This window comes from Actinomycetota bacterium, assembly GCA_040757835.1.
Lineage (GTDB): Bacteria > Actinomycetota > Geothermincolia > Geothermincolales > RBG-13-55-18 > SURF-21.
In genome coordinates this window covers 23,767-37,478 of record JBFLWJ010000027.1, presented here as the reverse complement: position 1 = coordinate 37,478, position 13,712 = coordinate 23,767, and the positions used below count along the sequence as shown (strand labels likewise).

Annotated in this window: 11 protein-coding genes; 2 read left to right on the top strand and 9 right to left on the bottom strand. The window is 62.6% G+C overall.

The window, feature by feature from the left end:
* Positions 1 to 172 precede the first annotated feature (172 nt).
* The gene (locus AB1384_14955; GenBank protein ID MEW6555570.1) at positions 173 to 622 is read left to right on the top strand and encodes a Fur family transcriptional regulator; all 450 of its coding nucleotides are present in this window, start codon (positions 173 to 175) and stop codon (positions 620 to 622) included.
* 26 nt (positions 623 to 648) lie between these two features.
* Entirely contained in the window at positions 649 to 2,844 is a 2,196-nt protein-coding gene (katG, locus tag AB1384_14950) for a catalase/peroxidase HPI (protein ID MEW6555569.1), read from the top strand.
* Positions 2,845 to 2,950: 106 nt separating this feature from the next.
* Here the strand turns inward: katG and AB1384_14945 are convergent, their stop codons facing one another.
* The 9 genes from AB1384_14945 to AB1384_14905 form a co-directional block, all read right to left on the bottom strand.
* Complete coding sequence (locus tag AB1384_14945; protein MEW6555568.1) at positions 2,951 to 3,679, bottom strand: 2Fe-2S iron-sulfur cluster-binding protein; 729 nt, start codon at positions 3,677 to 3,679, stop codon at positions 2,951 to 2,953.
* Between the two features lies 1 nt (position 3,680).
* On the bottom strand, positions 3,681 to 5,537 hold the full coding sequence (locus tag AB1384_14940) for an NADH-ubiquinone oxidoreductase-F iron-sulfur binding region domain-containing protein (protein MEW6555567.1): 1,857 nt from the start codon (positions 5,535 to 5,537) through the stop codon (positions 3,681 to 3,683).
* Positions 5,538 to 5,541: 4 nt separating this feature from the next.
* The gene (locus tag AB1384_14935) at positions 5,542 to 6,003 is read right to left on the bottom strand and encodes an NAD(P)H-dependent oxidoreductase subunit E (protein ID MEW6555566.1); all 462 of its coding nucleotides are present in this window, start codon (positions 6,001 to 6,003) and stop codon (positions 5,542 to 5,544) included.
* Positions 6,004 to 6,007: 4 nt separating this feature from the next.
* A complete protein-coding gene (porB, locus tag AB1384_14930; protein ID MEW6555565.1) occupies positions 6,008 to 6,934 on the bottom strand; it encodes a pyruvate synthase subunit PorB in 927 nt (308 codons plus the stop codon).
* A gap of 10 nt (positions 6,935 to 6,944) precedes the next feature.
* A complete protein-coding gene (locus AB1384_14925; GenBank protein MEW6555564.1) occupies positions 6,945 to 8,123 on the bottom strand; it encodes a transketolase C-terminal domain-containing protein in 1,179 nt (392 codons plus the stop codon).
* Position 8,124: 1 nt separating this feature from the next.
* Positions 8,125 to 8,406, bottom strand: coding sequence for a pyruvate synthase subunit PorD (gene porD / locus AB1384_14920; GenBank protein MEW6555563.1), 282 nt, complete (start codon positions 8,404 to 8,406; stop codon positions 8,125 to 8,127).
* Positions 8,407 to 8,424: 18 nt separating this feature from the next.
* The gene (locus AB1384_14915) at positions 8,425 to 8,976 is read right to left on the bottom strand and encodes a 2-oxoacid:acceptor oxidoreductase family protein (protein MEW6555562.1); all 552 of its coding nucleotides are present in this window, start codon (positions 8,974 to 8,976) and stop codon (positions 8,425 to 8,427) included.
* A gap of 236 nt (positions 8,977 to 9,212) precedes the next feature.
* Complete coding sequence (locus AB1384_14910; GenBank protein MEW6555561.1) at positions 9,213 to 12,419, bottom strand: PAS domain S-box protein; 3,207 nt, start codon at positions 12,417 to 12,419, stop codon at positions 9,213 to 9,215.
* 432 nt (positions 12,420 to 12,851) lie between these two features.
* Positions 12,852 to 13,301 carry a response regulator gene (locus AB1384_14905; protein MEW6555560.1) on the bottom strand — a complete coding sequence of 150 codons (450 nt, stop codon included), beginning with the start codon at positions 13,299 to 13,301 and terminating at the stop codon, positions 12,852 to 12,854.
* Positions 13,302 to 13,712 lie beyond the last annotated feature (411 nt).

Here is a 13,712-nt window from a genome sequence, read left to right as displayed (position 1 = left end):
TGATCGATATACTCTTTCTTGACCATCGTCTCTCCTTTCTGCGCTTGTCTTACTAGTGATAAAACATTCGCAGATGGTAGACGATGGTCCTCGTTTCACCCATACTTTATGGAGAAGAACCTATAATAAGAACTATTCCTAAATAGTAACTATTATTTCTATTGGGAGGGCCATGAACCCCGTTCGGCAAGAGATAGCGTCGCGCATGAAGCGTTTCGAGGAGACGCTCAGGCAGAACGGCGTCAAGGCTACCCACCAGAGGACGGAGATATACCGGGCGGCGATGGAGACCGCCGACCATCCCGACGCGGAAACCATCTACCGGCAGGTACGCAGGAAGATACCCTCCATCTCGCTTGACACCGTCTATCGCAACCTGTGGCTCTATAACGATCTGGGGTTGGTAGGCGCCTTGGGCCCTCCGCGGGGAAGGCTCCGCTTCGACGCCAATACAAGTCCCCACCACCACTTCAGCTGCCGGGGATGCGGCAAGCTCGAGGATTTCGAGAGCCCCGCCTACGATTCGCTGCCGCTTCCGGAGAGGGTCAGGGGCATGGGAGAGGTGGAGGGCGTTCACGTGGAGCTCAAGGGGCTCTGCAACAAGTGTTTGAAGAAGGGATGAGCGAAGGGCGTAAAGGAGGATGTCTCATGGATGAAGGGAGCAGGTGCCCGGTGACGGGCAGAGCGAGCAGATCGGTCGCCGGCGGCGGCACATCGAACCGTGACTGGTGGCCGAACCAGGTAAACCTCAGGATCCTTCATCTGCACTCCGACAAGAGCAATCCCATGGACAGGGACTTCAACTACGCAGAGGAATTCGCAAAACTCGACTACGAAGCATTGAAGCGGGACCTCCATGCCCTGATGACCGACTCGCAGGACTGGTGGCCGGCCGACTACGGCCACTACGGGGGGCTCTTCATCCGCATGGCGTGGCACAGCGCGGGCACCTACCGTATGGGCGACGGCCGCGGGGGCGCGGGGTCCGGAAACCAGCGACTGGCGCCCCTCAACAGCTGGCCCGATAACGTGAACCTCGACAAGGCGCGCCGGCTGCTCTGGCCGATCAAGAAAAAGTACGGCAGCAAGATCTCCTGGGCCGACCTGATGATCCTAGCCGGCAACTGCGCGCTGGAGTCCATGGGGTTCAAGACCTTCGGTTTCGGCGGCGGGCGCGAGGACATCTGGGAGCCGGAAGAGGACATCTACTGGGGCTCCGAGGACGAGTGGCTCGGTGACAGGCGTTACAGCGGTGAACGTGACCTCGAGAACCCGCTGGCCGCCGTGCAGATGGGCCTCATCTACGTCAACCCGGAGGGGCCGAACGGCGAGCCGGACGCGGTCGCATCCGGCCGCGACGTCCGCGAGACCTTCGCGCGCATGGCCATGAACGACGAGGAGACCGTGGCGCTGATCGCCGGCGGGCACACCTTCGGCAAGTGCCACGGCGCCGGCCCCGCGTCCCACGTGGGTCCCGAGCCCGAGGGCGCCCCCATCGAGGAGCAGGGCCTGGGCTGGAAGAGCAGCTACGGCAGCGGCAAGGGTGACGACACCATCAGCAGCGGCATCGAGGGCGCCTGGACGCCGCATCCGGCCCAGTGGGACATGGGCTATTTCCACATGCTGTTCGACTACGACTGGAACCTGGTGAAGAGCCCCGCCGGCGCATGGCAGTGGGAGCCGGTCAATCCGGACGAAGAGGACCTCGCGCCCGCCGCTCACGACGCATCGAAGCGGGTCACCACCATCATGACCACAGCGGACCTCTCGCTGCGCTTCGACCCCGTATACCAACCCATCGCGCGGCGCTATCAGGAGAACCCGGAGGAGTTCGCGGACGCCTTCGCCCGGGCGTGGTTCAAGCTTACCCACCGTGACATGGGACCCCGCTCGCGCTATCTCGGCCCGGAGGTCCCGGAGGAGGAGCTGATCTGGCAGGACCCGGTGCCCGCGGTCGATCACGAACTCATCGACGCCCAGGACATCGCGGACCTCAAGGGCAAGATCCTCGCCTCGGGCCTCTCCGTCTCGGAGCTGGTCTCGACCGCCTGGGCGTCAGCGTCCACGTTCCGCGGCTCCGACAAGCGCGGCGGCGCGAACGGGGCGCGCATCCGCCTCGCGCCGCAGAAAGACTGGGAAGTGAATCAGCCGGACCGGCTGGCGGATGTATTAAAGACCCTGGAGGGCATACAGAAAGAGTTCAACGACGCTCAGTCAGGCGGGAAGAAGGTCTCCCTCGCCGACCTGATCGTCCTGGGCGGATGTGCCGCCGTCGAGAAAGCCGCTAAGGACGCCGGCCACGACGTGGCCGTCCCCTTCGCGCCGGGACGCACGGATGCGTCGCAGGAGCAGACCGACGTGGAGTCGTTCGCGGTGCTCGAACCGGCCGCGGACGGTTTCCGCAACTACCAGAAGAAAAAATACGCCGTATCTGCGGAGGAACTGCTGGTCGACCGGGCACAGCTGCTGACGCTGACCGCTCCCGAGATGACGGTCCTCATCGGCGGCATGCGCGCCCTGAACGCCAACTTCGGAGGGTCCCAGCACGGGGTCTTCACCGCGCGCCCGGAGACGCTCACAAACGACTTCTTCGTGAACCTCCTCGACATGGGCACGGAGTGGAAGGCGACCTCGGAGGACGAAGAGCTGTTCGAGGGCCGTGACCGCGCTTCGGGCGAGCTGAAGTGGACCGGCACCCGCGTGGACCTCATCTTCGGTTCCAACTCCCAGCTCCGGGCCATCGCGGAAGTCTATGCCTGCGAGGACTCCGGGGAGAAGTTCGTGCGCGACTTCGTGGCGGCATGGGACAAGGTGATGAACCTCGACCGCTTCGACCTCGCCTGATATCTGGAGATACCGAGGCGCCCGACCCGGCTTGGGCGCCCCCCTTTTCCGCGGTATCGTCACTTGAACGCCGGGGGCATGAGGGCGCCCCGCCGCGCCCCGGGGATCACCTGTGGTCCGGGCATTTATCGAAGAAGGACCGGTCCTTGCCGGTTGTTTTCACTATCCAGTCTACCTGGGCTTCCGGAATGTATGGGGTGCCGCAGACGCTGCATTTGACCAGGTTGAAATCCCTGCCCCATATGCGGCGCACGCCATCCCTCTCCTTGAGGGTGATGGCTCCGGTGGGGCAGGCATAGGCGCAGGCGCCGCAGCCGATGCACACGTCCGACGGTTTATGGTAGGGGGTGGCGGGCTTCTTTTCCGCTCCGCGGTTTTCCATGGCTATGGCGTAAACGCCCACCACTTCGGCGCATACGTTGGTGCACATCGCGCAGGCGATGCACTTGTAGCGGTCGTTCTCGCCCTCATCCAGGCGGAAACGGACATCGGTCAGCCCTTCAGCGGCGGCCATCTCCCGTACGACCTCGGAATCCGGCACGCGCGCCATCAGCAGTTCCAGCACGCCCCCGCGGATCCTGTGCACCAGGGGGGTATCCGTCTTTATCTCCAGGCCCTTGCGCACCGGGTAGTTACAGGAAGTGACCAGTCTCATCCTGCCTCCCTGATGGGCCTCTACCAGGCAGACGCGGCAGGAGCCACCGCTGCTAACCACCTCGCTGTTAAAGCACAACGAGGGGATGTAGATGCCGTTCTCGTGCGCCACTTCCAGCACGCACCGGTCTTTCACGGCCTCGAAGGTCCTGCCGTCGATGATCACGCTTATCTTTTCCATGCTATGAGATCCTCACTGCATCGAAGGTACATACATCCCTGCAGATGCCGCATTTGATGCACTTGGCCGTATCGATCTCGTGGGCTTCCTTGCGCTCGCCCGTGATGCATTCCTGCGGACAGTTCTTGGCGCACAGGCGGCACCCGGTGCATGCTTCCGGGTCTATCGCATAGGTGATGAGCGCCTTGCACACTCCGGCGGGGCACTTCTTGTCCCTGATGTGGGCGTCATACTCATCGCGGAAGTACTTGATGGTGGAGAGCACCGGGTTGGCGGCCGAGGTCCCCAGGCCGCATAACGCCCCCCAGGTCAGCAGGTCGCACAGCTCCTCCAGCTGGGCCACGTGCTCCTCCCCGCCGCGGCCCTCGGTGATGCCTTCTAGCAGGTCCAGCATGCGCGGCAGGCCGTCCCGGCAGGGGGTGCACTTGCCGCAGGACTCCTCCACCAGGAAATTGATGAAATACTTGGCCACGTCCACCATGCATGTATCCTCGTCCATGACGATGATGCCGCCCGAGCCCATCATCGACCCGGCCTCGGTCAGGCTGTCGAAGTCGATCGGCAGGTCCGACAGGCGCTCCGGGATGCAGCCGCCGGAGGGGCCCCCGGTCTGGACCGCCTTGAACTTCTTGCCGTTCAGGATGCCGCCGCCGATGTTCTCGACCAGTTCGCGTATGGAGATACCCATGGGCACTTCAACCAGGCCGGTGTTGTTGACCTTGCCCACCAGCGAGAAGACCTTGGTGCCCTTGGAGCCTTCGGTGCCCATGCCGGCATACCATTCCGCGCCCTTGACGACGATCTCGGGCACGTTGGTCCAGGTCTCGACATTGTTGAGGACCGTGGGCTTGTCGTACAGGCCTCTTTCGACCGAACGGATGTACTTGGCGCGGGGTTCGCCCACTTCGCCCCCCACGGAGCGCATAAGGGCCGAGGACTCGCCGCACACGAAAGCGCCGCCGCCCCTGCTGATCCTGATGTCGAAGGCGAAACCGCTCCCCAGGATGTCCCCGCCCAGCAGGCCCTTGTCGCGCGCCGCTTCGAGGGCGATCTCCAGGTTCTTGACCGCCAGGGGATACTCGTCGCGCACGTAGATATAGCCCTTGTGCGCACCCACGGCGATGGCTCCGATGATCATGCCCTCGATCACCGAGTGCGGGTCGCCTTCCATGATCGAGCGGTCCATGAAAGCGCCCGGGTCGCCTTCGTCGCCGTTGCACAGCACGTAACGGACATCGCTGTCCACGGCCGCGCAGGAGCGCCACTTTGTCCCGGCGGGGAAACCGCCGCCCCCGCGGCCGCGCAGGCCTGAATCCTCGATCTCGGTGATGATGTCCTCCGGTTTCATCCCCAGCGCCCTGGCCAGCCCGGCATAGCCGCCCGCCAGGATATAGTCGTCGATGCTGGCCGGGTCTATGGAGCCTATATGCCTCAACGCGATGCGGTGCTGGTGCTTGTAGAATGGGATCTCGCTGTACTCGGCTATCGTCTCCGACGTGGTCTTGTCCTTGTATATGAGCCGCTCCACGATGCGGCCGCCCTTGATGGATTCCTCCACGATCTCCGCCACATCCTCGGGCGTGACCTTGAGGTAGAGGATACCCCGGGGCTGGAGCGCCACTAGCGGCCCGTTCTCGCAGTATCCATGGCAGCCCGTGGTCTTGATGCCGATGTTCACGTTCAGCTCGAGCCCCTGTTCCTCGATGATAGCTGCGAAGGCCTCGGCCACGGGCCTGGCCCCATTTGCCTGGCATCCGGTGCCGAAGCAGATCATCACGGTGGGCAGATCGGATAAGGCCGCGGCCGCCAGCTCTCGCCGGTAGGCTTCCAGCTGCCCGATGGAGTTGATGGCCCCCATTTCCCTAACTCCCCACCTGTTTCTTGACGATGTCCATGATCTTCGAGGAGCGGGTCTGCCCGTGGTATTCCTCGTCGATCAGGGTCAGCGGCGCCATGGCGCAGGCCCCCACGCAGTTGACGCATTCCAGGGTGAACTCTCCATCCGCCGTGGTGCCGTTGCGCTCCACCTCCAGCTCCCGCTCCAGCGTCTCCAGGATCTGCGGCGCTCCCTTGAGGTGGCAGGCCGTCCCCGTGCAGACCTTGATGGTGTGCCTGCCGCGCGGGGTGAGGGACAGGGCCTTGTAGAAGGTGCCCATGGCATAGATCTTGCTCTCCGGGACCTCCATGACCTCGCTCAGGCGGCGTATGCCCTCCTCGGGGACGTAGTGGAACTCGCGCTGGAAGTCCTGCAGGATGGCCAGCAGCGATTCCTCCGTTTTTTCGTAACGGTCTATGATGCGGTCGAACGAATTCACATCCGTCATGAGATCAACCCTCTTCGCTGAGTTTCACCAGTTTCTCGTACTCCTCCATGGTGCGCTCCTGGATGGCCTCGATGTCCTCGGGCGCCAGGTGCCGGAAGCGGCCCTGTCCCTCGATGTATTCCCGCACGGGCAGTACGGGGGACGGCCTGTAGGTGAGACGGTATTTTCCGTACTCGTATTCGTAGAGCGGGAACACGCAGGTGTTCACGGCCAGGCGTCCATATTTAATGGCCTCCTCCACCGGGATCCGCCAGCCCGTGGGGCATACCGAGAGTATATGCAGGTATGCGGGGCCCGGGATGGCTGCGGCCTTCTCGACCTTCTCCATGAGGTCGAAGGGAAAGCTGGGGCAGGCAGTGGCCACGTAGGGGATATTGTGGGCGATGGCGACCTTGGGCATGTCCTTCTTCTGGGTGTGCTGGCCCTTGGACATCTTGCCGGCCGGGCTGGTGGTGGTGCTGGCCCCCCAGGGGGTGGAGCTGGAGCGCTGGATGCCGGTGTTCATGTAAGCCTCGTTGTCATAGCACACGTAGATCATGTCGTGCCCGCGCTCCAGGGCTCCGGAGAGCTGGCCCATGCCGATATCGGCCGTGGCGCCGTCGCCGCCCATGGCCACGAAGTTGATCTTCTTGGGGGGCAGCTTACCCTTGCGCATCATGGACTTCATGCCGGACTCGCAGCCGCTGATGACGGCCGAGGCGTTCTCGAAGGCCACGTGGATCCAGGGCACCTCCCAGGCCGTCGTGGGCAGCGGCGAGGAGACGATCTCCATGCAGCCCGTGGCCATGGCCACTATGGTGTTGCGCCCCAGGGCCTTCATGACCAGGCGCACGGCCAGCGCCTCGGCGCATCCCTGGCAGGCGCGGTGGCCAGAGGTGAAGTATTCGGCCTTTTCAACTAGCCTCGCCGAGAAAACCGAGAACTTGTCCATGTCTTGCTCCTCACCCGCGCAGGCCGTAAAGCGTGAACCCGCAAACGTCGCCCTCTGCGGCCTTGGCTTTTCCTCCGAGGATGATCGCCTTGAAGTCCTCCGCGGTCACGTCCCTGCTCGCCAGTCCAGCCACATAATCCACGATCGCCGGTGCCTGCGGCCTGCCGCACATCGCGCTCCTCAGCTCCAGGGCAACCGGACCGCCGGGGCCGCCGAAGCTTATGGCTCGGTCCAGCACGATCAAGGCGTTCTTGCCGGCCGCCGCCCTGTAAAGATCCTCGAACGGGAACGGGCGCCACAGCCGGATCTTGATGACCCCGACCTTCTCTCCCTGCTCTCTCAATTCGTCCACGGCCGCCATGGCCGTCTCGCCCAGTGAGCCCAAGGTCACTATGCAGCATTCGGCATCGTCGGCCCGGTAGGTCTCGACCGGATGGTATCGCCGTCCGGTAAGGGCTTCCCACTCCTCCCATGCCTTGATGCAGGTGTTATAGGACTCCACCAGGGCCCGCTCGCGGGCCATCTGCGTCTCCGTGTATATCTCGGGCATGCCGAAACATCCCATGGAGACCGGGTTGTCCGGGTGCAGGGGTTTCTCCATCCTGTATTCGGGTATGTAACGCTTGATCAGCTCGTCGTCCTCGAATTCTATGGGCTCGATCATGTGGGTCATTATGAAGCCGTCGATGTTCAAGGCCACCGGCAGCCTCACCGCGGGGTCTTCGGCCACGCGGAAGGCCCAGAACACGTGGTCGTAGGCCTCCTGGCCGTTCTCGACGAATACGTGTATCCAGCCTCCGTCACGCACCATCATGGTGTCGGTATGATCGTTCCAGATGGAAAGCGGCGAGGACAGGGAGCGGTTGGCGAGGGCCATGACCACGGGCAGCCGCATGGCCGAGGCGATGAAGAATATCTCCGCCATCAGGGCCAGCCCCTGCGAGGCGGTGGAGGTGAAAGTGCGGGCGCCCACGGCGGCCGCGCCGCAGCATACGCTCATGGCCGAGTGCTCACTCTCCACCGGCACGAACTCCGCGTCCAGGTGCCCGTCGGCCACCATTTCGGAGAGATGCTCCACGATATGTGTCTGCGGCGTGATGGGATAGGCGGCTATGACATCGCAGTCCGCCTGTCCTACCGCCTCCGCTACGGCCAGCGATACCTCGATACCCTTGCGTTCTTTGGCCATGTCAGAATTCCTCTATCACCATGGATATGCAGCCCACCGGGCATTCCCTGGCGCAGATGCCGCATCCCTTGCAGTACTCCAAGTCGGCCTGGAAAGACCCGTCCTCCGACCGGTTGATCGCAGCGTCCGGGCAGAACAACCAGCAGACGCCACAGCGGATGCACTGGTCCCTGTCGACCACCGGCAGTAGCGAACGCCAGCTGCCGGTCTTATACTCCCTGGAGCTGCCGGGCTCGCTGACTGCCGCCCCTATCTCCAGGTCCTGCCATCTTATCTCTTCCATCGGTTTGGCCACGTCTGCCTACTCCTTTATAACCAGTTCGTTATAGGCCCGCTCCAGGGCCTTCATGTTCTTCTCCCCCAGCTTGGGCCCGAAGCGGTCCAGCATGGGCCCGCGGATGTCGTCGATCCCGAACAGGCCGGTCGCCTTGATGACCGCGCCCATCATGGTGGTGTTCACGATGACCCGACCCAGTTCTTCCCGGGCGATCTGGTCGGCGTTGACGATACCGACGCGGCAGGAGAAGCGGCACGAATCCATTATCTCCTCATAGGATTTTTTCGAGTTGATGATGAGTATCCCGTCCGGCTTCAAGCCCTCGACCGGGTCGATCAGGGTCAAGAGCCCCGAGTCGAGGATGACCACCACATCGGGCTCGTATACCTTGGCGCGGGCGAGGATCCTTTTGTCGTCGACCCTGCAGAAGGCCACGACCGGGGCGCCTCTGCGCTCGGGCCCGAAACTCGGGAAGGCCTGGGCGTATTTGCCCTTGCCGATAGCCGCCACGGCGATGAGCTCGGCCGAGGTGACCGCTCCCTGCCCGCCTCTCCCGTGAAACCTTATCTCCAGCATGCAAGCTCCCGTTCGGCTATATACAGGCTCTACATGTTGCTACATGGCCAAGGCTTTTCGGCCTCGCTTTCCTACACAGATTTTTAATATTATATCCGAATCCCCCGCCGGTTCAAGCATATCTCGCTACCTTCGCGCAGGCATTCTCCCAAGCCAATAACGCTTGAGGAGACCCTCGGAGAGGGGCATGGCGGCATGCACCGCCGCGACCTGGGTCATGTCCGAAGCCAGATACCCTACGGGCGGGGGAGGGTGAAGCTGAAGATCGATCCGCCCCCTTCACGCGGTTCGTACCATATCTCCCCGCCGTGAGCCTCGATTATCTCGCGCGCGATATGCAGTCCAAGGCCTATACCCTCGGAGGAATGGTAGGAGGGGTCGCCGACCTGGAAAAAGCGCTCGAAGATCCTGCCGCGATGCTCCTCGGGCACCCCTACGCCCCTGTCCATTACCGAGATCACGACCTTCCCCTCTTCGTTCACGTCCATCGCCACTTCCACGAGCGAATCATGCGCGGAGTAGTTCACGGCATTCTCCATGAGGATCACCAGGACCTGTCCGATGCGTTCAGCTTCTGCCTCCACGCGGCATTCCCGCTCCCGCAGATCGAGGACGAAATCCCTGGCGGGGACCTTGTATCGCATCTCGGCAACTGCATTCTTCAGCAATGCCTCGATGTCCGTCTCCGCCTTCTCCAGGACCAGCTTGTCGCGTTCCATGCGCGAGGCGTCCAGCAGTTGATAAACCAGCTTCTCCAGGCGGTCCACTCCCTTTTCGATATCGGCCAGAACGCCACGCACCGTCGTATCGTCCATCCTGTCCCGGTACAGTCTCAGTGTCGCAGCGTAACCCTTTATGATGGTCATGGGATGGCGCAACTCATGGGAGGCGATGTCGATGAAAGCCCGTAGCTCCTCCTCGTGGTCCAGCCGTTCCTCCTCTACCGAGATGGCCCGGGCCAGCATACCCATGATTTCCCGCTCCTCGACGCTGAAGGCGCCTCTCTCCCCGCGCAGCAATCCGAGGACACCCACGGTCACACCATGGGCTTTGACGGGGTAGGCGAGGTAAGAGCCAAACCCGTCTTGGACCGCGTCGGGGAGAAGACCATCATAGCCACTAGCCGGCAGATCCTCCAGCACGAAAGGCTCACCGCCGCCCTCCGCGATCACGGTATGGCAGATCGGACAATCATCCATCTCCAGGTGCTTCCGGCCGGCGCCATCACTTGCTGTCCGGTACACATAGATCCCGCCCCTGTTCAAGTGGCTGTAGTGCATGCCGACCGCTTGCATGATCTCCTGCCCCGCATCCACGATCATGAGCACGTTCTCCAGGGGCTTGGTGCCCAGCTCCAGGAAGCAGCGGTTGATCCTCTCCAGGCGCTTCTCGATGCGCTTGCGGTCGGTGACGTCTATCCCCATCTCCAGCACCGCCCCCTGGCCGTCCATGTCCTCGAAGGGAAAGTAGTGCACCAGGAAACACATTCCCGACTCGTCGCTCCATTCCCGCGAGAACGGCTCGCCCGTCTCGATGATCCCAAGCGGGCAGTATTCCTCGCAGGGGGTAGAGCGGCCGTACAGCACCTCGTAGCATTTCTTCCCTCCGGGGTCCCCAAAGAGTTCGCGGAAGTAGCTGTTGGCGTAACGGAAGGTGTAGTCCGGCGCCAGCAAGATCACCGTGGCCGGGACCATCTCGAAGGCGGAGAAGAGGAGCATCCTGCCGCGCTCCGCCTCATCCTCGGCCATCTTCCTGTCGCTGATGTCGCGGGTGGCGAAGATGGCGCCGATGAGCTCGCCCGCCTCGTTGTAAAGCGGGTTCCCCACCGACTCCACCCATATATAGGTGCCGTCGGCTTTCCTGGCCCGGAACTCGACCTTTCCCGGCACGAGTTCCATGTTTGACCTGACGTAGGAATCCGCTACCGCGGGCAGATCGTCGGGGTGGACAAGCTCCATGACGTTGGTGCCCAGGAGATCCGCCTCGCGGTATCCCAGCACCCTCTCGTTTGAGGGACTGAGGTAGACGAAGTTGCCCTCGAGATCGATCTGGCTTATAAGGTCCAGCATGTTGTCGGTGAGCCGCCGCATGAAGACCTCTCTTTCACGCAACTCCTCTTGCATGCGTCGGCGCTCGCTTATATCCCGGATAATCCCCTGGTAGAAACGCTCGCCTTTGGTCTCGATGACACGGGCGCTTATCTCCACCGGAAAGGTGGTGCCGTCCTTGCGAACGTGCTCGGTCTCGAAGACGGTGCCGTCGCCGATATCCAGCTCCCGCACCGTCTGGGCGAAACCGGCCCTCGCCGCCTCGGAGCGGAGCAAGGGAGCGGACATGCCGAGCAGCTCTTCACGTGTATAGCCGTAGGTCTTTACCGCTTGCTCGTTGACCTCGACGATCCTCCAGGCTTCGTCCATGAGCACGATGATGTCGTTGGCGTAACGGGTGAGGTATTCGCAGTGCCGGGCCAGGGTGGAGCGCTCCGCCTCCATTGCGTACTGCCAGCGGTAGAACTGGCCCCGTTTCCGGATCCAGAGCAGGCCCATGAGGAGCCCCAGCGCGATGACCATCATGGTGGTGAAACCGACGGCCAGCCAGGTGCGCGCACTAATGGAGGCATAGACCTCGCTTGCGTCCTCCTTGGCAACGACGTACCAGGCGGTGCCGGGCACCCCGCGCACCGCCGCCAGGACTTCCACGCCGCGGTAATCCGTCCCCTCGACCACTCCCTCGAACCCTCCCGCGGCAAGGGCCGCCGGCAGATTCTCCTCCCCGGCGGGTAATCTCAGGGAAAGGGGGCCGCCCTCATGGTAGCGCAGTTCGTTCAGGAAGACGATCTCGCCGTCCTCGACGCGCACGATTAGGGTCTCCGCGCTGTCGCTGGGGGAGGGCCAGGACTGGATGAGGGGGTATAGGTAGGTATAGGGGTCGACCCTCAGGAGCACGGCGCCCGCGGCGGGGGTGCTGGTGGAGGTGGAGGGGATGGGGGCTATGAGGTCGATATGTACCAGGTTATCGCCCTCGCCGTAGTGGAGGTCGGAGATGGCCACCTCCCCTTTGGACATCGCCTCAAGCGCCAGGTCCCGGGCGTAGTCGCCCACTACCTCCCCCGGCTTGCACGCGGCCAGCACCGCCTCTCCGGCCGTATCGAGGAGGAAGACGCTGCGGTAATACCTATTCCGCAAATAGGACTCCATCCAGGTCAGGAGGTCGTCCCTCTCTTCGGACTGGCCGGGGTCTGCCAGGAACCCCCGGGCAGCCCGCGTGAAGAAGGGGGTCTGCATGATCCTGGTGGCGTCCCCGCGTCTCTGCTCGAACCACTCGCTGATCTCGTTGGTCTTGAGGTTGACGACCGACGTCAGTTCTTCAAGGGCGTTTTCCTTGGCGTTTCCCTGCAGGAATCTCACGAGAAGCACCCCGGAGATGGCCACGAGGGCTACCACTACCAAGTAAGCAACGATCCACCTCCAGGTTATCAGGCCCCGTGGCGGTTGCCCGCGCGCCCGACCGCTATCTTCGCCCTCGCGGGTGGCATTCTCCACACATCTACCCGACCTTGACATAACCGCATTTCCCCCTACGACGATTATCTCAGTTACAGCATGCAGCGTAAAACATAGCGCGTGGGTTTCGGGGCTTTCTCGGGACGAGGAAGTCCGGGCTCATGGCCGCGGCGCTCCATGACCGCCACCGGAAGGTCCCGGGCGAAACGGACAAGTGGTTCGAGGGGAAGCAGGTAGATAAAGGTGTTCTCCGGTGGGGCCAATCCCTATCACTTGATGTTTCCATCAGCTTAGCCTCGCGCTTCTTCTCCAGGCAGTGGAGAGGCCCCTGCTTGGGACGCACCAGTGGCGGGTCCCTCCAGGCGAGTCCCCTTAGCCGTCCGCGGGCACCTCGTCCTGGTTGAGCCCGATCAGCTTTGCCAGCTCCCGGCGCCGCCAGTCCAACCGTTCCTCCGGCGTACGGTTGAGGACGCTGGTGACGTGGTCGGGCAATTGCATTGGATTGAAGGGTTTGGTGATATAGTCGTCCGCGCCCATCTCCCAGCCGCGGATGAGATCCTCGTCATGTACCCTGGCGGTCAGCAGTATCACCGGGAGTTCCCTCAAGTCCTCCATCTCCCTTATCTTGCGCAGGATATCCCAGCCGTCCATGTTCGGCATCATCAGGTCCAGCACCAGGAGATCCGGGGGGTTCTCCAATATCATTCTGACCGCGCTCTCTCCGTCCAGCGCCTCCTCGACCCCGAAACCGGCCATTTCGAGATTGATCTTCAATAGCCTGGTGACCAGAGGATCGTCGTCCACTACAAGTATCCTCTTCATCATCCACCCTTCTTTCGCCCCAACCACGGACTTGATGTTTCTCGCTCATATATATTCATATTACAACGCCGGAAACATTTCAATCCGGCACACGGATTCCGGTTTCAACTTCAATACGGTTATCGAAACGGTGGGAGACCGCCCGCATACCCCGAGGGTACCATATTGCCTCACGGGAGGATGAAAAATCCGCGAACGGGCGGCGTCGTTCCGGGTGGCTGTCTGCCAGAGCTGCCGTCCGCCGCTCCAGGACCAAACCGCGAGGAACAGCGCTCCGCCAGTCACCAGGTGCCGAGGCCAACCCGGATAGACGGGTGTGATGGATCGTGTTCGGCAGATAAGGCAGGCCTTGTTCCCTCTTCTTGGTGGTCTGCCTCGTCACCTCTTCTTGCCGGTCTGGCCTGCCTTTTT

Excerpts from the sequence above, each read along its gene's own strand:
- AB1384_14955 (MEW6555570.1), top strand. The coding sequence starts at position 173 with ATGAACCCCGTTCGGCAAGAGATAGCGTCGCGCATGAAGCGTTTCGAG.
- katG (MEW6555569.1), top strand. The coding sequence starts at position 649 with ATGGATGAAGGGAGCAGGTGCCCGGTGACGGGCAGAGCGAGCAGATCG.
- AB1384_14945 (MEW6555568.1), bottom strand. The coding sequence starts at position 3,679 with ATGGAAAAGATAAGCGTGATCATCGACGGCAGGACCTTCGAGGCCGTG.
- AB1384_14940 (MEW6555567.1), bottom strand. The coding sequence starts at position 5,537 with ATGGGGGCCATCAACTCCATCGGGCAGCTGGAAGCCTACCGGCGAGAG.
- AB1384_14935 (MEW6555566.1), bottom strand. The coding sequence starts at position 6,003 with ATGACGGATGTGAATTCGTTCGACCGCATCATAGACCGTTACGAAAAA.
- porB (MEW6555565.1), bottom strand. The coding sequence starts at position 6,934 with ATGGACAAGTTCTCGGTTTTCTCGGCGAGGCTAGTTGAAAAGGCCGAA.
- AB1384_14925 (MEW6555564.1), bottom strand. The coding sequence starts at position 8,123 with ATGGCCAAAGAACGCAAGGGTATCGAGGTATCGCTGGCCGTAGCGGAG.
- porD (MEW6555563.1), bottom strand. The coding sequence starts at position 8,406 with ATGGAAGAGATAAGATGGCAGGACCTGGAGATAGGGGCGGCAGTCAGC.
- AB1384_14915 (MEW6555562.1), bottom strand. The coding sequence starts at position 8,976 with ATGCTGGAGATAAGGTTTCACGGGAGAGGCGGGCAGGGAGCGGTCACC.
- AB1384_14905 (MEW6555560.1), bottom strand. The coding sequence starts at position 13,301 with ATGAAGAGGATACTTGTAGTGGACGACGATCCTCTGGTCACCAGGCTA.